Here is an 18788-nt window from a genome sequence, read left to right as displayed (position 1 = left end):
TAGGGGAGGTGTGGTGAGATTGGAGCCGAATGTATCATTAAACGTGCTAATGGACGAGTTGAATCACTTGTTAGATGAGAGAATACAGGATCAAGAGATTCGGCAATTGTTTGAAGAATATCAACATCGGGAAGGTGCATCCGAGGAAAGTCTGGATCTATTCGAAAAGGAGTATGGCGTCCGGCTGCCTGGCGATTTTCGTGCCTTTTACCAAAGGAAAGACGGTAGTGGCTACGGGTTGCATGTACTGTACCCGGGTGATGCCGAGACGGGCCGATGTACACCCTTTTATCTGATGTCATTGGAAGAGATTCGAGAGACCAAACAATACTTCTGTGAAGTGGATGAGAAGCTTGAAGAGTATTATTCTGCCGAAGAGATCAGCCAGCTGGACCCGGAGATCAAATCATACCTTTTCCATAAACCATGGATTCCTTTTGCAACAATTGCAGGTGGTTCACTGTATCTGATGCTCGATTTTGATCCAACGGCGGAAGGCACGTATGGGCAGATTATTATGTACGTGCACGATCCGGACTTTGTTTATTACCTTACACCTACCTTCACGGATCTCCTCAGCATGTCGAACCGTAATCTGAAGATGATGGATGAGATCACCTATTAAAATCCTGCACGATTAGACAATTCCTTCAATAATAAAGAAGCTGCCGAAGCAGCTCCTTTATCTGAACAAGTACTTTGAATGAGTTTAATGATTACCACTGGAAGAAACGATGTCCGTGAAATCCTCCGCCTGGAGGTCCTCCGTGTCCACCTGGACCACCCGGCCCGCCTCCATGAGGTCCGCCTGGATAGCCACCTCCTGGGAAATGACCAGGGTGTCCACCGGGGTAACCACCGCCGGGATATCCACCATGCCACCAAGGACCACCGATCGGATATGGTAGTGGAACAGGAACGATGGGCGGGTATGGATAGGGATAAGGGTAAGGATACGGTGGGGGTGACGGATAATAAGGGTAAGGATAACCCGCAGATTGCGGGGATGAAACTGAACCAGGGCCGTATGCCATGTAATAAGCCTCCAATGACTGGATTGATGATATCAGCCTATGCCACAGTGGTTTCAGATGATACAGCAGATTGAAGATTGATGAATAATGAGTAATGAGGGGGAACATATGGTAGCCGTAGCTTTTCACACTGATCCAAGAGGAACGGCCTATGAACTGTTGATTGACGAATTGATCGAGAAGACAGACCGGTTTGTGCTGGTTGATAGAAAGTATGCTGAGGAAGCTACACCTGAAAGAGTTACTACAGTGTTACGGAGATTGGATCCGTATTTGATTGAGAGCAGTACGATGGAAGAAATGATGATGAAAAGTGGCGCCATGTATTCAGAGGGGATTTATTACATATATCGTTGCACGCCGGAATCAGGGCAGATCCTCAAGGAGGAAGCCAACCGCTTTCATGACTGGTGTTATCCCTCAATGCCAGATGATCTTTGTTTTTTGAACGAGGATGGAAGTGACTACTTCTACACTGTTGCTCATGAGAATATGTATGGCATGCATATTACACAAGAAGAAGCAATTGAGCTAATGGAGCGAATCACTGGGTTATTTTTTAGATTAGATCGACATCAAGACATTCATTGCTTACTGGACGATGCGATTAGACATCAGACGGATGTGCTGAATATTAGTTCACATTACTTGAAAGAGATTCCGGAACGTATTCGGGAATTAAAGCACTTGAAACGTTTGACAATTTTTGAGCAGGATGTTTATACGCTTCCTCCAGCCCTTTTCGAACTGACATCATTGGAAGAATTGGAGATCATGACGGCGGATTTGGAAGGTATTCACCAAGACATTGGAAAATTGAAACAACTTCGAGAGCTTAGAATTTATTGCGGCAGTTCTTATCATGTTCCGACCGGATGGAAGCCAAAGGAGAAGTCGGATCTTGGTCTGAAACATATTCCAGCCGAGATTGGTGAATTGAGCGAACTCGTAACTCTGGATATAGGGTACTCGGGTATTTGTGAGCTTCCGCCTGAACTGGAGAAATTAAAGAAACTACGTTATTTGAGTGTAACTGATGGTTTGATCGAGGGAATGCCAGAGATGGTCAAGCGAATGAGTTGGCTTCAGAGTGTAAATTTGAACAGTACTCCATTAGGGATTAGTTGTGATGACATCTCCGACGAAGCAGAACTTTAATAGCCAATGAGCCCTGCTCTCGGGATGTCCGAGTCAGGGATATTTGTTATGCGAGGAAAACTTGGCGGAAATGGGCTCACGTATCTGGGCGCTGGGCATAAGCTGGCATATAGGTTATGACCTAAACCGAGAGCGAAGGGCAGGCGTTTTATTTTGGCAACCTCATACATGGATTACACTTTACCAACCACCGAATTTACTTACGATTTGAGCAATAACCCGTTATTCAAGAAGGATGAGAACAACTATATTAACGCTCTTTCCATCAAGCAGTTAAACACACTGGGCAATGCTTCTTTACTGGATATTTTCCTCAACACGGGCAATGTGGTTGAACCACATACGCATCAGAATGCAACGGAGTTGGTATACTGCATCAGCGGTGCGGCAGTTGTTTCCCTCATTAATCCATTTACCAACGAGCTTCTTCATTTCCCGATTACTCCGGGGCAGGTGGCTAACGTTCCTCAAGGCTGGTGGCACTATGAAGTGGCCACTGCAGATCACACGCACTTACTCGCAATCTTTGATGCACCGGTTCCTGAAGCGATATTTGGCTCAGACACCTTACGTCTTACACCTGCAAAACTTTTGGCTTATACGTACTGTCTGGATGAGAAAAAAGTTCAAGAAGCACTTGCTCCCATTCAAAAAACAGTGATTATTGGCCCGCCGGCAGATTGCCAGCCTTCAACTGCTCCTGTCTCTAACAGTGCTCCAAATGTGAATCATCAGCCTTACGTAATGCCTAATGTACAACCAAATGTACAGCCAAACATGCAACCCAACACACAACCCAATGTACAACCAAACATGCAGCCCAACAACCAACCAAACATGCAACCTTACGTGAACCGTCTTCCGTACTGGGGCACTTGGGTTGATCCACGTATTATTCATGAGCCGGGCTGTCCGTATTATAGAGAGCTTCCTGTGAATACGAATAATCAAGAGGAAAGATGACGTTCCTGAGGCGAGGTTTATCTAATACACATAAGTATTTTAGTTAAATTAGGTATAACAAAAGAAGCGTCCGCAAAGGAACGCTTCTTTTGTTGATTAAAGTTGTCTTCAAACCTGCTGAAAGCCGATGCATACCTGAACGTGTCCGGAGCATGGAGTGCTAACGAATCGTAGGCGTCTTAATCAAGGGTTTGAAGCGTGCCCAGAAATCTAAAGAATCTGTGACACGTTATATCAGAATAAACAGCCGTATGAAGTGTTTTTATCGGGGGATTTTGGGAAATAACGAGTCTGAGGTTCCTTACAATTTTAAATGAGGACCTAGAGGCCAAATAAGATGTCCTGAGTTCCTAAGAAAATTTTCAACCCATTCCCCAGAGACCGCAGGATAGTACTTCAAGACTTTTTAGGCGCGACATCCATCATCGATAGCTTGCCTGAGATTGAAGAACACCTACATAAGTTCAATTAAATATTCATTAGTTGAACTTATATATGATTTAATTTACGATGTGTAATTTCGTCCCAAGCCAAGCTCCGTTAACAATTGACGATAAGCAATCGAAGTACGGTCTGCGGGAATATGGGCCTCGGCATGCAGATCAAGGGGCAGATCCTCCGGTTTCTGTGACTCGACCATCTCGCGGTCTTCTTCAAATACCTGCAAGTTGAACTTGATTGTGTCTTCAATCGGAGCGTCTTTGTCAAAGTTGCGTGTGATTGGACAGAATAAACGTGTATAACGGGCAGAGATTGGCGAAGCACAATTCAGAATATTCAGCTTGTCGTCTCCTGGGAAATGTACCGTAAGAGAAGCCGCAAAAGGTGGGAACACTCGAAACTCACGCAGCCATTGGAAACCTTCAGGTGCAACAAGATCTTGCCCTTTGCCATAGTTACTTACAGTACTCCAATACTCCGCCAGTAACTCATTACCTTCGCGTTTCACTTTGTATTGGGGGACTTCGGTGTTGTTTCGATCACCAAACGTCTCGGTATGCACATAGGCAAAATGGGATACATCCAGGAATCCCTCCATTTGTCGTCCAGAGGAACCAGCAATGTCAAAGTTGGGTGGCAGAATATTGATATAATCCGGATCATCCCATCCAGGGAAGGAGGGGATCTGTTCTTCCGTTCCCGCCAAAGTGGTCCAGATCAAGCCATAACGTTCGACTGTCGGGTACACGATAAGTTTGAGCTTAGGCGAGATCTTGGAGCTTGGGTGCGCAGGTACTGCGGTACATTTTCCTTCACAATTATAACGGAAACCATGATAAGGGCAGACAATCTCGCCATTTTCTACCCAGCCTTTACTAAGTGGGGCCCCGCGGTGAAAACAAAGATCCTTGGCTACCACAATCTGATCATTACTGCGATAGAGAACCAGCTTCACATCGAGTAATTGAGCAGACAGGGGTTTGTCTGTTACTTCGGTTGCTTGGGCTACCGGGTACCAATATTGGGATAATACATGCCAGTCTTCAGCGGTGAACGTACACCCTCTAGGTAATTCGGAGGTCATTGTATGTTTTGCGTTGGAAGTTATCATAGGAAACACTCCTTGCTGATATGGATAAACGATTCTCTTTTTAATGTCAGAAAAGTTAACTTCATTAGCCGTATGTTACTACTCTTTTGGTCAAAATATCAATATATCCAACCTGCTTTTGGTTAAAATCACAAACGCTACAGCAAAAACCGTACATGAATACGGAAAAACGCGGATTTTTCTTACGTTAGATGTTAATTGTAGAAAAGAGAACAACCTTTCAGTATGTTTTTCCATTACTGATTATTAACTCCATGGAGGTTGTCCTGCCATCAGAATCTAAGTGTGAATATTCGTTAGTTGAGCAACTATTCTTGTGGGCATAAAAAGATTTTCGCAAAGAATGTCACAGATCCCAGCCTTCATTTGTCTACAGTATGTAAACCAAATGACGGAGGCGAATGAAAAATGAATTTAAGAACGAACTACAGAGTAGCGAGTCCAGGTGCTTTTAAAGCGATGATGGCAATGGAGCAATATATATCCGGGCAATTTGAAAATAAAGTATTGTATGAGCTGTTAAAAATCCGAGTGTCCCAGATTAATGGCTGCGCTTTTTGTCTCGATATGCATGCCAAAGATCTGATGAAACTGGGAGATTACGCGGATCATATTCTTTTGCTAAGTGTGTGGCGTGAAGTGCCTTTCTTCACGGATCAAGAACGTGTTATGCTGGAGCTGGCTGAGGCGGTGACCCGAATCTCGGAACATGGTGTACCACTTGCGTTGTACGATAAGGTCCGTGAACATTTCAGTGAATCCGAACTGGTGGATCTGATTCTGGCCATTAACACGATTAATAACTGGAACCGGATTGCGATTACAACTGGGATGTATCCGGGTTGCTTTAACTAAAAATACACGCACCATGCCAGGGGAGGCTTCTTATGAATTCTAATTTCCATGCCAATGAGCCAGAAGTGTCTTCTCTGGACGTTGGTGAGTTGTATATTCGTTATAAAAAATATGCATTTTCAATAGCTTACCGCATGTTGGGCAGTGTGGTAGAAGCTGAAGATATTGTGCAGGATTGTTTTGCGGGGATTCAGAGTACGTCTGCTCAGGATATTCGTAATCCCAAGTCCTACATCGCCAGATTGATTGTGAACCGAAGCTTGAATCTGCTAAATTCCGCTCGTAATCAGCGGGAAAGTTATGTTGGTGAGTGGCTGCCAGAGCCGATCGGTGACAGTGAAGAGGCGAACATGCCAGAGGAAACGATGGAGAAAAAAGAGCTGATCTCCTACGCCTATCTGGTCATGTTGGAGCGTCTATCGCCCATGGAACGGGCTGTTTTTGTCCTTCGTGAAGCGTTCCGATATGATTATTCTGAAATAGCGGATTGGCTGGGCAAAACGGAGAGTAACTGTCGTCAAATCTTTAGCCGCGCCAGACGAAATCTGCCTGAAAGACTTCCGCCGATCGAGCAGAGTGATGCGGATATGATAGCCAAAGGTGAATTGCTGAGCCGTTTTACAACGGCTTTCCTTCGTTATGACGTCTCTGCCATGCTGGAGTTACTGGCAGATCAGCCTGTATTTACAGCAGATGGCGGTGGCGTTGTGCATACGGTTATGAGAACAATGAATGTGCACAAAGGTGTGCTTGCACTCCTGACCTCACGTCGAGTCCTTACACGATTGCGTGAAAGGGAATGGGTACCGATGTGGATCAATGGCGAACTTCAACTCGCGTTGATGAAAGAAGGGCAGTTGTCCGAGGTACTCTGTTTGGAGTTGGACGCTTCCGGAGAGCGGATTGAGGGTGTGTATCTCGTCGTCAATCCGAACAAACTTACATCAATAGTGACTTAAACTCTTTGATCCAAACGTAACGACTTGATATATAAACTTAAAAGCGACAACCTCTGTCACGAGGATTGCCGCTTTTTTGGCATTCACATTTTGCGATTCAGCATCTGATTATTCACGGGCAAATTGTTGTTGAACAGGTTCAATGATTGCTCTGACTTCAGGTGTAAGCTCATCATTATTCTGATTGAGAACCAGTAAAATCTTTTCCATAGTGTCCAGAAGAACACTCTGCGTAACGGGCTCCCGGTAAGCCAAAGCTTTCTCGTAAGCCTGTTTCACCACAGGGTCCATGGTGCGAATTTCTTCATCCGTGTACCAATCATAAGCAGGCGTGTTGTCACTTCCGTAAAACAGATAATCCACAAATAACCCTTGCTTCACTGCTGATGTGCGATTGGAATTCGGGAAGTTGTTCAAAAAGGCTTCTTTCTCCAATGCACGCTGGATTAATTCGTTCCAAGAGATGATAATGCCACCATCTGAAGTTGTCATTTGGTTGGACTCGGTAGCCATAATATTAATGTACGCAGCAATATCAGCCTTAACAAAAGGCTTGAACTTTTGATATATCTCATAATTGATGATGGGGTAATACAAGCCTTCACTGGTTTCCAGTTTGAACCCGAGATCAGATGCTTCCTGTAGAAGCTTCTTCACGGTCGGATCTTTAATTTCTTTGAGCAGACGACTATATGTAAGCTTCTGTTCGTAACCAAGTTGTTCATGGGCTTGAGATATGGCCTGTTGAAATTGTTCCGTATACATTTGGTAGTCCATATTAGCCAATTTCACGTTCTGCATGTTCTCCAGTTGCAGCGTCATTAGTGTGGCCTGCCAAGGGTCGACTTTATCGATATGATTCATCAAGTATTTACGCGCTTTAACCAGACTTTCTGTGGACTTTACTGCTTCTGTTCGATAGGTTTGGAATTGATGATACACCGCTTTGGAAGCGGGGACAGGTGCAGCTAGTGTTGTTGAAGGTGTGAGTATTGCGCCAATGGCAGTACAGCCGAGAGCCATAGCCAGTAAACCAAGTTTAGCAGGTTGCTTCCATCTCATTTGTATACCTCCCCATTAATGAAGAAAAAGCCATTTGAATTCTCGTATAACGGCAGTTCACCCTATTTTATATGTATGATCCGTAAGTTGAATATGTACGGGTTTGTCTTTGATTAAACCAGTTTCTGGTAACCAAATCAAGAGTCTTAAGCAGGAAATGATTATAAATAACCAAAGAACAGCCCCTAAAACCCGCATGGGTTGAAGAGACTGTTCTGGGGAATCGGACTTTATTTTCTAATTAATGAAGTGGTTTATTGTTAATAGGCATCTGAGGTGCCCCGGTTGCTGGAATGTATGCCTGAAGCATCTGTTGTGTATCACTTGGAGTGAGTTGAGGTACTTGATAATACGCGTTGTTATTCTGAAACATGAAAATTTCGTAGGCCATCTCGATAAAATGCTGGATCTGTGAAGCGATGACTCGGCGAACCGTCCCATTTGTGATCTCGCTACAGGACATGCCGAGCAGACTCGCATGTGACTTGATCAGTCCCAGCATATGACCGCTAATCCCGGCATCCTTTACATCGGCCAAGCTCTGGTTAGGCTTTTTCGGTGCTGATGGCTTAAGGCCATATACCGGTGGTACCATGTTGGGGATCATATAGGTAGCTGTCTCTTGATGAGGCTTCTGTCCGGATGCAAAACACTCTGCTGTCAGATTGTACTGGGATAATATGAAATTGTACTGCCGGTCGAGAATGCCAATCAGTTCCTGGCTCTGCACAAATGTACGAAAGATCATGTATTGATCCAGCACGTTAATGGTGGAGGACAGAATCTCATGCACATCGAACATCTCATGGCCGCCATGATTCATGTTAGGGGTGACATTTGGATTAGCATTCAATGTAGGTTGTACTAAATTTTGAGGGTGCATCGAATTTGGATTCATTGTAAATTTGATTCTCCTTTGGTAAATGGTATGATTCTATATAAGTTGAACGAAAGAATATTTACACTTGCCACTCCGATGACAGAACAACCTTCCGATCGCTGTTATCCCCAGATTTTTAATTCGATTTTACAAAGGTGAAAATCCGGTGATAAGCTTATGCTTCCGAAGTAGCTTTCTTGTAGAAAGCTTTTAGCGAACGCTTCGCTTCTGTAGTTTGTTTCTGTCCTCTGCGTTCTCGTGCAAATGTATAGTTCAACTTCTATAGTATGCTTGGAGAGTAGTAAATTTATGTAATGTTAGCAGTATACGCACAAATAGGAACAGGTATGGTGGTGGTTAAGATGGAAGAGACCGATTGGGGTGTAGCAAAGGATTTGTTCGTCAAACATTACGGGAGCGCTATACAGATGCATCGAGAAGGCGTGTATGCGGACTATAAGCGATGGGACGTACCCCAAGAGTTAGAGGAACAATGGACAGGGGAGCGGATTCAACAATTAAGTTCCGAGTTGTCTATCATGAATTGGGATGCGGTGGATGAACTTGCGTTGATTGCCAAACATCGGACAGAACCAAGTATAATTAAGGCCATTACAGCATTTGCTTCAAGACAATTGAAGAGTGCGGACAGTATGGTTCGTCTCGTGTATGCTGAACGTCTGATTGAGCTGATCAAACGGTATGAATCCTCTCTGCCAATGGACAAGTTACGAGAGACCTATCAACTGACGATGGATTTGCTGGTTGATGTGGCGACTAAACCGTTGGTGCTTGATCCAGGCCATGAATTACAGCAGTATGGATTAAAGGATAAACGAGGATTGAATTTGCGTGTTGAAAAGAATAAAGAAGAAATCATCCGCTATTTTCGAAACTAATTGAATTTTATCAAGTGAGGTCAGAATCATTGAGAAAACTGAATTATATTCGCATATTTATTTTCCTTAGTGTGGTTACTATAGTAACGCTTGGCTTGTACTACGTAGCCGCAGATTGGCTGGATCAGCGTTATTTCCGCTTCCTGATCTGGAATCTGTTCTTGGGCTGGATTCCTTTTGTGTTCTCTTATGCAGCCTATCTTCTAAGTGATGTGAAATGGAAAGGTGCCGCATGGCTTGCAGTTGCAAGTGGTCTGCTGTGGTTGTTATTTTTCCCGAACTCTTCTTACATTGTTACGGATCTGGTTCATCTGACAGCGAGAAGTTCCCGGTATTATGGTGGGAACGGGGTGGACTACACGTATTGGTACGACTTAAGTGTTCTATTAATGTTTGTCTGGACTGGTCTTCTGCTTGGATTCCTGTCGATGTATCAGCTTCAGGAAGTGATCTATCACCGAATTGGACGCTGGGCATCCTGGATCTTTGTACTGGTTGGCAGTGCTTTGGGAAGTTACGGGGTATTGCTTGGACGTGTATATCGACTGAATAGCTGGGATACACTGACGAATCGCGAGACGCTAATTGAACTGATGCACGAAAGTGTAAGCCGTCCGTCTCTGGCGTTTTGCCTGTTTTTTGGCACGTTTATCACTACAATCTATGCCACATTGTATTATCTGATCAATACGAGGGCTCCCCGTGAAAAGAAGAAGAGTGCAGGAAGTCCCAACTCGGACCTGCAAGCGTTACGCTAACCTATGTTGTTTTGAGGAGATAGACTTACGGTAAAACGAGTGGAACAAGTGATTGAACAGCATTTGAGCATGCTTTGTCAAACTTAATCTTACGTTGTCTGAAGAAGGGTTATTTCCTTTTATAAGGGAGTAATCCTTCTTTTTATGAAAATTTGGCAGGTATGCAGGATATGACGAAGAATTAAGAATGAGAATGTGATGAATACATAGACAAGTAGGTGAACAACAAAATGTTGAATGCAGTAGAGCTGACAATAAAAATAGAAGAAGTCATGGAACGCGTGAATTTTTCGGGTGTTGTATTACTCCAGCAAGCCGGGAAAACCCTTTTGAATATGAAACGTGGTTATGCCAATCGTAGCGAAGAGCTTGCCAATCAGGTGGATACACGCTTTGGAATTGCATCTGGATGTAAGATCTTCACGGCAGTGAGTGTATGCCAACTGATTGAAGCAGGCAAGTTGTCTGCCGATTCCAAGCTGAACGATGTATTGGATGTGGAGTTTCCACTATGGGACGAAGGAGTTACCATTCAGCAGTTGTTAACACACACGTCAGGCATTCCGGATTATTTCGATGAAGAAGTGATGGATGACTTTTCAGAATTATGGAAAGACAGACCCGTCTACGCGATGCGGCGATTAAGTGACTTTCTGCCCATGTTTCAGCATCTGCCAATGAAGTCTGCTCCGGGTGAACGTTTTCATTATAATAATGCGGGTTTTATTGTGCTGGGGCTTATCGTGGAACAACATTCAGGACTGTCGTTTACAGATGTTGTGGAAGAGCACATTTTCAAAAGGTGTGGCATGAAGGACTCCGGTTATTACGTAACAGATCAGCTCCCGCGTAACACAGCTTTAGGGTATATCGATCATGAAGATGGCTCTTGGAACACCAATATGTTCTCTATTCCTGTCAAAGGTGGATCAGATGGTGGAGCCTATGTTACGGCACCGGATATGATTCGGTTTTGGGATGCTTTGCTGGGTCACCAATTGTTGAATGAAGAGTCGACACAGCAGTTATTAACTCCACATGCTCATCAAGAGGATGAAGAGTATTATGGGCAGGGTATCTGGATTGACCGCAAGGGAGAAGCGATTTTCAAATTTCATGTCATGGGGTTTGATCCAGGGGTGTCTTTCATGTCTTCCGTGTATCCGGACTATGACCTACAACTGGTTGTGCTCTCTAATCAAGAGTCTGGTCCGTATCCAATAACAATTGCTATCGAAGAAGCTTTGGCATGACGAATAACCCTCAACCTATGGTCAGGTTATGGCCACAAGGTTGGGGGTTAATTGATCGAACAGGAAAGAAGGACTGCCTGCGTTTATAACATTTTCCATAGCTCAGGGGCAATTAATCGAGGGAAAACATCCAGCGGAGGTTTCTCTTTCTTTCGTTTGTCATTGGTTAACACCGTAACAAGTTCGAGCTCTGGGACAATATATACATACTGACCACCAAATCCTCGCGCGTAATAATAATGGAGATTGGGTTGGTCGTCTTCAGCAGCAATATTTTCGGAGTCAGACCTTCCGTTCGGATAGACATCCACCCACCAATGCCAAGCATAACTGCCGTGATTCGGTGGAGTGACTGTAATGAAAGGTTGCGTCGAACGGGATATGAGATCACTTGAAATGAGAGGCTCACCCTCCCACATCCCTTGTTGTAGAAACAGCTGACCAAATTTCAACAGATCTACGGGTAACATTTTAAGACCGAATCCGCCGGTATGTACACCTTGAGGATCACTTTCCCATTCGTAATCCGTAATTCCGAGCGGGCTAAAAAGATAACGCTCTGCGAACTCTGCTACGTTCATACCTGCATTTTGCATCAGGATAGCGGATAGGATCTGTGATACTCCGGAGTTGTACTCCATATATGTACCGGGTACATGGCTTAAGCGTTGTTCCAATGCAAAATCCACCCAATGATCGGTGCGGGTCATGCGAGGGAATGAATTCTGCCCGCCGAACTCGTCCCAGTTGAATCCGGCTGTCATGGTAAGCAGTTGTTCCAGTGTGATCGAAGGTTTACGCGTATCAGGATCGGATGTCAACTGTGGAAAAAAGGTGGAGATTGGGGTTGATGCCTCTGGCAACAAGCCTTTATCCATCGCTATACAGATGAGCGCAGACAGCACACTCTTGGTACATGAATTGATTTTTGCAATATCGGTCGCAGCCTCTTGGTTGCGGTAGTGTTCGTACATAATCTCACCGCGTACGCTGACGAGGCAGCTTCGCAGATCCAGTTGCGGAACGATCTGTTGTAATTTGGGTGACAGTGATGAAGGATTCATAGTGTCCTTTCTGTACGGTTGATTTGTTATAGGATTTTGTAGAAATAGGTGTCCATTATCTTAGCATACTCACGAGGTAGGGCTCAACAAGCGCTACATTATTATGTCAAAGCAAGCATGCAAAATGCTATAACCTATGAAAGCTATAAGAATCATATGCGAATATTGCATAAATTCCCAGCATTGTCTGTCAATCTTATATAATTGTCATGAGAAGAGTACCAGACATGTATAAGAGAAAGGGGTCTGTGATGTGGGAAATATAATAGAAGAATTATATTACGGTAACCTGAGACCAGAGGAGAATATTGTTCCTAAAGATTCGGAGTATCGTTCTATTCATAAGGAGATTACAGCTTCTATCGAAAAATTTCAGAGAAAGCTTTCGGAGGATGACTTTAAACAACTCGAGGTATTGTTTGATATGATGGATCAAGTTCACTCTATACATTCAAAAGAGGCTTTTGCGAGTGGTTTCAAAATTGGGACGTTGATTATGATCGAGAGTGGATACTCAAGCTAATATTCTGGTTTTCACAACTTGTAGTTATATAGTTAACCTCTTTCCTATGAACATATGGAAGAGGTTTTTACTAATATGAATATGCCAATATAGGAAAAATATCATATGATAAATGAACTATGTTAGTGCGTATTAAGGTTAGAAATGGTAAAATATCAATGCCTAAACATGGAACAAGTAGATGAAAGATAATTAAATATAGGAAATAGTGTAGAATCAGTGTTTTAGCAAAAAAACTTTATAGTAAATTATAGTAATCTAATACTGAATTGAGGAATTAAACATGGCGATTATTGACGTAATTAAGTATGATGGCTCACCTGATGTGTTTGCTTGGAAACATCCCGAGACTGAACTGGGAACATGGACTCAGTTAATTGTGAATCAATCTCAACAAGCAATTCTTTTCAAGGATGGAAGAGCACTTGATATGTTTGGACCCGGAAGGCATACGTTGAGTACTGCAAATATCCCAATCTTGAACCGTCTCGTTAACCTTCCGTTCGGAGGGAAGTCACCTTTTGCAGCAGAAGTATGGTATGTCAATCAAGTAAGCGCATTGGATGTTAAGTGGGGAACGGCGAATCCGATTCAGATCCAGGATCCCAAGTATAATATTATTGTTCCCGTAAGAACATTTGGACAAATGGGAATTAAAATTTCGGATTCACGAAAATTTTTGGTCAAGCTTGTGGGAACGCTGCCTGAGTTTAACCAAGCTAATATGATTAATTACTTCCGTGGGTTGATTATCATGAATATTAACTCCATGTTGTCATCATATCTAATACATAGAAAAGTAAGTGTTTTGGAGATCAATGCATATATCGCCGAGATATCACGACATTTTGCAGATACGGTAGCTTCTACTTTTGAAGAATTTGGTATTGAGTTAATCAACCTGTATATTCACAATGTTAATCTGCCTGAAGAAGACCCTTCAGTCATTCGATTAAGAGAAGCGTTGGCACGCAAAGCTGAGATGGATATTATTGGGTACACATATCAGCAAGAACGTTCGTTTGATACGCTTGAAGGTGCAGCGAAGAATGAAGGAAGCATGCAGTCAGACATCATGGGCGCAGGGCTTGGTATGGGCATGGGGGTTGGTCTGGGTGGTTCTTTCAGTGGCGAGATGTCCCAGATGTCTAAAGTGATGTCTACGAAGGAAACGCCTGCAGTAAGTATATGTAAGCAGTGTCATCATCCGAATCAGGAGAACAGCGCTTTTTGCAGCAAATGTGGCAATTCATTAGCCGAAAAATCGGTAGCAACAACAGATTGCAACAATTGTGGACATGCCTTGCCAAAGGGAACCAAATTCTGTCCTAACTGTGGTGACAAATACCATGCATGTCCTTCATGTGGGGCGGATAATGCGGAGAACGCATTGGAATGTATCCAATGTCATCAACCGATGCCTAGCCCATGCCCAAATTGTAACCATATGAATTCCGGTCATACAAAATTCTGTGGCAACTGTGGCACAGGTTTAAGCTTGAAATGCAGTCGTTGCCAACATGAAGTAAAACCCGGCCAGAAGTTCTGTCTCGATTGCGGAAACAATCTGCAAGAAGGAGGACAGGCATAGTGATGGTAAAACGGAGTAATCTCTTGATTTTGGATGTCGTCTATTTAATATGCATGTTAGTATCGTCAATCGTTTCTTTTACGGTGTTTAATCAAGCGCTTTTATCGTTTTCTTTTTGGATGAATCTCGTTGCTTCTTATGTAGCGATTACGGCTATTTGGATCTACGCGCGGTTCATCATGCAAAATATGGATCGGTATAAACGGTTTGTTCCAGGTTACACAGCTTTAGGTGTAGTATTGGGTATTTATCTGATTTGTGTGATGATCTACACGTTGTTAACAGGTTCAGCAGATCATGCGCTTCGCTGGTTCGTATTGTTACACACGTTAACGATTGCGATCGCAATTATTTTGTGCGGAATCATTATGATCTATATTCAAAGTGCGCGCCGTCATGAAACAGATGAACATACAAAAATCGCAAACTTACAATTAATCGAAAAAGCCTTACAGCAATTGCTTCATACCATGGTGCAACATCCCGTCCTAACTGTGGAAGAGGAGCGCAAAACCGTTCAATCATTAATTGAACTTGTAAAGTATAGTGACCCAATCACTCCGGATTTCCTTGAGAAAAATGACCGCCAGATCTTGCTGGACATTGAATTGATGAACAGTGAGCTTGCAAATCAGTACGAAGCAGGGGAATTGGTAAATAGTGAACGTTTTGCTTCGCAACTATCCCAGTTAAAGTTCCGTTTGAAAGAGCGCAATCAACAGATCATGACAAGCAAATCATAAATTGCAGGAGGAAACGCGGTGAAAAGATTTTTTGGAATTATATTCATTATCCTTTCGTCTCTGACGATCTTGTTATCTTTAATATTAATATCCGAGGGAACAGAAACAGCCATTATCAGTACGATAATTCTTTTTATCCCTGGGGTTATCGTACTTGTTACGGGCATTAAAATGTGTGGTCGACCTAAATCTCGTTCTAACACTGATCAATACCATCACAATTCTAATGATAATCAATATTACGAAGATCAGCATAATGAGAAATATGAAGATAGAGAAGATGAACCTCAAGAATCTGTATCCGTGAATTGTTCAGGGTGTGGAGCCAAGGTAAAGGTATATCCTGCTTTGTCTGCGGATTGTGAGTATTGCGGAACGACAATGAGGATTTCGTAGTTGTAGCTAACATAAATACACTTTAACAGCTTTTACAGATACCTGTAGTGTATACCGCTAGGTATAGAGTGTTGTTTCTGGGAGGAATCGTGTTGTTAAGGAAGTTATTTGGACTCTTTTTTATGTTTTATGCCATTGCTATACCCATACGATTACTTATGGAAGAGAATTTCGTAGATCAATTGAATATAGTTCTTGTAGTTGAAATTATTATCGTTGAATTTTTATTTTTGTTTTTTGGTATTAAATTGCTTAGGAAAAAACGTGTTAAGAAAAAGCGTGGCCCTGAACGAAATTTTTATGGAGGAGACTATGGAGGTCATCTTGATCGCGAAACTCCGAATCCACGTACTTATTCAAGTTACAATAGCAACACCGTGAGTTACAGTAGTCATAATACAATTAACTATACAGAGATCAATTTTTCAGATAAGGAAAACACTGAAGAGAAAGCCGATGAAAAAGTTGAAGAGCCACAAAGGCCTGTTTCAGTGAGTTGCCCGGGGTGTGGGGCGAAGGCAAAAGTGCTTCCTAAGCAATCAACGGACTGCGAGTATTGCGGAACAACAGTTGTAGCAAATTAGAATGGTTCAGAATGGATACGTGAAGGGTTAAGCCTGATTCCTATGGAGTCGGGCTTTTAATCTCCACAATTTAGAATCTCTAAAAGACCCTTAAACGATCAAATCGTCATATAATTCCACGTGAGTTGCCTTAATGTAGTCCCTTTAATGAAACGTTTCGAATTTCACACTTATAATTAAGCCACATTATATTCAGTGTTTGTAAGCGTTCTATTTTCTTGTTTACGGAAATGGGAAAATTATGATAACATATACACGAAACGTTTCGAATCCATTTGAAGGGAGAAAATCATGAAAAAAGTAAAACAATTCAGCTTCATTTTAACTTTTTGTCTGTTAGCTAATCTAGCTTTAACTCCTATGGCTTCAGCAGGTGACTCAAGCAATTTAATTGGATTTCGAGCAGAATTGAAAGCGATTGCATATAAGACCTATACGTTTTTTGAGGACTATACGGATCAGAATACTGGCTTGACTTACGATGAAGTACGGCACACTGAAAACGGGATAGAAGAAGCTAAACGTACCTCGCCCACAAACATCGCAATGTATATGATGAGTACCGTTTCAGCGCAACAATTGGGTATTCTTTCTAAGAAAGAAGCTGTACATCGCCTGCAAACGACTATAAATTCCCTCGAAAAGTTAGAAAAGTGGAACGGCCTATTTTATAACTGGTATAACACGGATGACGGTTCGGTGAAGAAAGATTGGGGCCAATTTATTTCCCAAGTCGATAATGGCTGGTTATCCGCTGGTTTAATTGTTGTTGGGCAAGCCTATGAAGAACTTCATGGGGAAACAAGCAAGTTGGTTACAAATATGAATTATACTCCGCTATATGATCCTGAAGTCGGCCAATTCCGCGGAGGTTATGATGTGGCTAAAGGCGCGCTGACGGACCACCATTATGGGATGTTTTATACGGAACCACGTGTAGGCAGCTATATTGCTATTGGGAAAGGTGATGTTCCTCAAGATCATTGGTGGAAGATGTATCGCACATTACCTCAAGAATGGGATTGGCAAGCTCAGATTCCTCAAGGCAAATCCGTTAAGTACGATGGAGTGGATGTGTTTGAAGGAAGTTATGTATACAAGGATAAAAAGTTCGTGCCAAGCTGGGGAGGTAGTATGTTTGAAGCCCTTATGCCCGGTATGGTCATAAAGGAAAAAGATCTGGGTACTCAAGCTTTGGGATTGAACAACCAGCGTCATGTCGAATTGCAAATCGAATATGCCAAAGAAAAAGGGTATGCCGCATGGGGCTTCTCACCTTCTGCCACTCCGACAGGTTACAGTGAGTTTGCAGCAACACCGTTAGGTACCTCAGGTTACAAAGATGGAGCAACGGTAACAGCACACGCAACATTCCTTGCTCTGGATTATGCCCCTGAAGCAGTTCGAAAGAACATTAAAGCTTTAAAGAACTTCAAAATGTTTGGCAAATATGGGTTCTATGACTCAGTCAATGTTGAAACGGGAGAACTTGCAAAAGCTTATCTGGCACTGGATCAAGGGATGATTATGGTGTCGATCGCCAACTATCTTCAAGATGGCGTTATCCGCGATTATTTTCACAGTGATGTGATAGGGCAGACGCCAGAAGAATTATTGAAAAAAGAAGTGTTTTCCATTCAATGAAGGGTTGCTTTAGATTAGAGCAAGTTCACTAACGAAATGGGACGAAGATTAAAAGATGGGCGGAACGAAGCAGGGTATCAGCATGCTTCGTTCCGTTTTTGCGTTTACCACTGATAATGAAGTCGCAGATGGATTAGATTATGGAATTTATCCGGAAAAAAAGGCATTTACAATGGCGATTTTAAGACTTACGTTGTGGGGCATAAGCGCAAAGAAAGACGCGTACGCCTTCAGTGATGATATGTTTATTTTGTTCCTCATCTAATGTCCCGATTTTTCCCGGTTGATTAAATACCAATAAAAACGTTAATGCAGCGAAGTGCTTTGCAGCCATTTTAGGATCAATCACATCGAGCAGTCCGTTTTGTCCAAACGCTGTAAACCTTCTGATAATCCCCTCTTCAGTTGCGTTATCGAGCCTTTCAAAAAACGAGTTTGGCAGGTTGGCAGCTTCCACCATAACCAGACGGATCAAAGCCTTGTAATCTGCCGAACCGTTTGCAGAAGCTACGATTTGCTCACAAAATAAGATGAGCGCCTGCTCAAGATCTTCGAATTTCAAGAGGTGGTCTGATATCCCTTGCTCAATCATGACCAGAACCGCCGAACTGGATTCTTCCACAACGGCAAGCAGTAGATTCTGTTTGTCGCCATAATAATCATAAACTGTCCGTTTGGAAACTCCCGCTTTAGTTGCGACCGCATCGACACTGGAACGATCAAACCCTTCCGAAAGAAACAGATCTCGTGCCGCCGCAATAATTTTAGCTCGTTTGTCTGAAGAGCCTTTGCGGATTTTCTTGTTTTGCGTATGATCCATTCTTACGTTTTCCCCCTTATATGTGTATTTCAGAAATGGATTAGGTCCTG

Annotated in this window: 20 protein-coding genes; 14 read left to right on the top strand and 6 right to left on the bottom strand. The window is 42.9% G+C overall.

Features of this window, described 5'->3' with window-relative positions:
- Nucleotides 1-19 precede the first annotated feature (19 nt).
- A complete protein-coding gene (locus V6668_RS18375) occupies nt 20-625 on the top strand; it encodes an SMI1/KNR4 family protein (protein ID WP_235193898.1) in 606 nt (201 codons plus the stop codon).
- A gap of 91 nt (nt 626-716) precedes the next feature.
- Here the strand turns inward: V6668_RS18375 and V6668_RS18370 are convergent, their stop codons facing one another.
- The gene (locus tag V6668_RS18370) at nt 717-1034 is read right to left on the bottom strand and encodes a hypothetical protein (RefSeq protein WP_076328451.1); all 318 of its coding nucleotides are present in this window, start codon (nt 1032-1034) and stop codon (nt 717-719) included.
- 108 nt (nt 1035-1142) lie between these two features.
- Here V6668_RS18370 and V6668_RS18365 point away from each other — a divergent pair, with 108 nt between their 5' ends.
- A complete protein-coding gene (locus V6668_RS18365) occupies nt 1143-2192 on the top strand; it encodes a leucine-rich repeat domain-containing protein (RefSeq protein WP_051449888.1) in 1050 nt (349 codons plus the stop codon).
- 153 nt (nt 2193-2345) lie between these two features.
- Nucleotides 2346-3155 (top strand): cupin domain-containing protein, encoded by an 810-nt coding sequence (locus V6668_RS18360; protein ID WP_036672881.1) that lies wholly within the window; start codon nt 2346-2348, stop codon nt 3153-3155.
- Between the two features lie 505 nt (nt 3156-3660).
- On the opposite strand, the gene V6668_RS18355 is transcribed toward V6668_RS18360, so the two are convergent.
- Nucleotides 3661-4707 (bottom strand): aromatic ring-hydroxylating oxygenase subunit alpha, encoded by a 1047-nt coding sequence (locus tag V6668_RS18355; protein WP_051449887.1) that lies wholly within the window; start codon nt 4705-4707, stop codon nt 3661-3663.
- A 408-nt stretch (nt 4708-5115) separates the two neighbouring features.
- On the opposite strand from V6668_RS18355, the gene V6668_RS18350 reads away from it, so the two are divergent.
- Together V6668_RS18350 and V6668_RS18345 are read left to right on the top strand one after the other, a co-directional pair.
- On the top strand, nt 5116-5562 hold the full coding sequence (locus V6668_RS18350) for a carboxymuconolactone decarboxylase family protein (protein WP_036672879.1): 447 nt from the start codon (nt 5116-5118) through the stop codon (nt 5560-5562).
- 32 nt (nt 5563-5594) lie between these two features.
- A complete protein-coding gene (locus V6668_RS18345) occupies nt 5595-6521 on the top strand; it encodes a sigma-70 family RNA polymerase sigma factor (RefSeq protein ID WP_338706389.1) in 927 nt (308 codons plus the stop codon).
- Between the two features lie 108 nt (nt 6522-6629).
- On the opposite strand, the gene V6668_RS18340 is transcribed toward V6668_RS18345, so the two are convergent.
- Both V6668_RS18340 and V6668_RS18335 read right to left on the bottom strand, forming a co-directional pair.
- Nucleotides 6630-7583: a hypothetical protein gene (locus tag V6668_RS18340; RefSeq protein ID WP_338706388.1), complete on the bottom strand. Its 954-nt coding sequence runs from the start codon at nt 7581-7583 to the stop codon at nt 6630-6632.
- Nucleotides 7584-7824: 241 nt separating this feature from the next.
- Complete coding sequence (locus tag V6668_RS18335) at nt 7825-8466, bottom strand: spore coat protein (protein WP_422395287.1); 642 nt, start codon at nt 8464-8466, stop codon at nt 7825-7827.
- A gap of 311 nt (nt 8467-8777) precedes the next feature.
- Here V6668_RS18335 and V6668_RS18330 point away from each other — a divergent pair, with 311 nt between their 5' ends.
- The 3 genes from V6668_RS18330 (at nt 8778) to V6668_RS18320 (ending at nt 11373) form a co-directional block, all read left to right on the top strand.
- Nucleotides 8778-9362, top strand: a complete 585-nt coding sequence (locus tag V6668_RS18330) for a hypothetical protein (RefSeq protein ID WP_338706387.1) — start codon at nt 8778-8780, stop codon at nt 9360-9362.
- A gap of 29 nt (nt 9363-9391) precedes the next feature.
- A complete protein-coding gene (locus tag V6668_RS18325) occupies nt 9392-10120 on the top strand; it encodes a DUF1361 domain-containing protein (RefSeq protein ID WP_338706386.1) in 729 nt (242 codons plus the stop codon).
- A gap of 230 nt (nt 10121-10350) precedes the next feature.
- A complete protein-coding gene (locus V6668_RS18320) occupies nt 10351-11373 on the top strand; it encodes a serine hydrolase (RefSeq protein ID WP_338708971.1) in 1023 nt (340 codons plus the stop codon).
- A gap of 83 nt (nt 11374-11456) precedes the next feature.
- On the opposite strand, the gene V6668_RS18315 is transcribed toward V6668_RS18320, so the two are convergent.
- Complete coding sequence (locus tag V6668_RS18315) at nt 11457-12437, bottom strand: serine hydrolase (protein WP_338706385.1); 981 nt, start codon at nt 12435-12437, stop codon at nt 11457-11459.
- Between the two features lie 253 nt (nt 12438-12690).
- On the opposite strand from V6668_RS18315, the gene V6668_RS18310 reads away from it, so the two are divergent.
- The 6 genes from V6668_RS18310 to V6668_RS18285 all read left to right on the top strand — a co-directional run bounded on the left by V6668_RS18310 (nt 12691) and on the right by V6668_RS18285 (nt 17918).
- Nucleotides 12691-12960, top strand: coding sequence for a DUF6809 family protein (locus tag V6668_RS18310; protein ID WP_338706384.1), 270 nt, complete (start codon nt 12691-12693; stop codon nt 12958-12960).
- 283 nt (nt 12961-13243) lie between these two features.
- A complete protein-coding gene (locus V6668_RS18305; RefSeq protein WP_338706383.1) occupies nt 13244-14551 on the top strand; it encodes an SPFH domain-containing protein in 1308 nt (435 codons plus the stop codon).
- A gap of 53 nt (nt 14552-14604) precedes the next feature.
- Nucleotides 14605-15294, top strand: coding sequence for a hypothetical protein (locus tag V6668_RS18300; protein WP_338706382.1), 690 nt, complete (start codon nt 14605-14607; stop codon nt 15292-15294).
- Between the two features lie 18 nt (nt 15295-15312).
- Nucleotides 15313-15690: a hypothetical protein gene (locus V6668_RS18295; RefSeq protein ID WP_338706381.1), complete on the top strand. Its 378-nt coding sequence runs from the start codon at nt 15313-15315 to the stop codon at nt 15688-15690.
- A 92-nt stretch (nt 15691-15782) separates the two neighbouring features.
- Nucleotides 15783-16274, top strand: coding sequence for a hypothetical protein (locus V6668_RS18290; RefSeq protein ID WP_338706380.1), 492 nt, complete (start codon nt 15783-15785; stop codon nt 16272-16274).
- Nucleotides 16275-16565: 291 nt separating this feature from the next.
- Nucleotides 16566-17918 carry a glucoamylase family protein gene (locus V6668_RS18285; RefSeq protein ID WP_338706378.1) on the top strand — a complete coding sequence of 451 codons (1353 nt, stop codon included), beginning with the start codon at nt 16566-16568 and terminating at the stop codon, nt 17916-17918.
- A gap of 181 nt (nt 17919-18099) precedes the next feature.
- Here V6668_RS18285 and V6668_RS18280 read toward each other — a convergent pair whose 3' ends face one another.
- Nucleotides 18100-18738, bottom strand: coding sequence for a TetR/AcrR family transcriptional regulator (locus V6668_RS18280; protein ID WP_338706376.1), 639 nt, complete (start codon nt 18736-18738; stop codon nt 18100-18102).
- Nucleotides 18739-18788: the final 50 nt, after the last annotated feature.

The organism is Paenibacillus amylolyticus (assembly GCF_036894225.1).
Taxonomy (GTDB): domain Bacteria; phylum Bacillota; class Bacilli; order Paenibacillales; family Paenibacillaceae; genus Paenibacillus; species Paenibacillus amylolyticus.
This window is presented reverse-complemented; position numbering and strand designations above follow the sequence as displayed.